1 pseudogene is annotated in these 570 nt (G+C 73.1%); it reads right to left on the reverse strand.

Annotated features, from left to right (window positions below):
- A pseudogene (locus tag CCL05_RS38960) lies at positions 1-253 on the reverse strand (DUF4429 domain-containing protein); the annotation flags it as partial.
- Positions 254-570: the final 317 nt, after the last annotated feature.

Here is a 570-nt window from a genome sequence, read left to right on the forward strand (position 1 = left end):
CGCGCGGCGGATCTCCTCGGCGACGTACTCGGCGACCCCCGTCCGGTCGACCTCCACCGCCAGCCGGTACGGATCGGCCGCGTCCGGCAGCCGCCCCCCGGTCGCCTGGAGCAGCGGATCGGCGCCCTCCCGCAGCCGCAACCGGAGCCGTCCGCGCTTGCGTTCCGGTTCGAGGACGACGCCCGAGACCGCCTCCAGCGGCACGNNTGCCGTCGAAGGCCCAGGCCCCGTCACGCTGGATGATCTCGGCCATAAGGGAATTCTCGCAGCCGGGTCAACACGGCGCGCCGAACTTCACCCGTGCTGACCAGACAGGGCGGACGCGGACCAGGTGGTGAAGGGATAATCCGCTGTCGTCGCACGGGAGTTGTACAGCGGTGTTTCCGGGGTCCGGAAGACCGACGGTGGTTGGGTCGCGGGAAGGCGGGCGTCGGGCGTGACGGTGCGCGAGACGGGGCAGGGCGGTGCGGACGCGGGTGGGTACGCGGGTCGGTACACCGGTGGGGCCGGGGATGCGTATGCCGGTGGGTATGCGGGCGACCACGGCGGCGTGCGGGGAGGTGCGCCGGG

The sequence above is a fragment of the Streptomyces africanus genome (genome assembly GCF_002150735.1).
GTDB classification, from domain to species: Bacteria; Actinomycetota; Actinomycetes; order Streptomycetales; family Streptomycetaceae; genus Streptomyces; species Streptomyces africanus.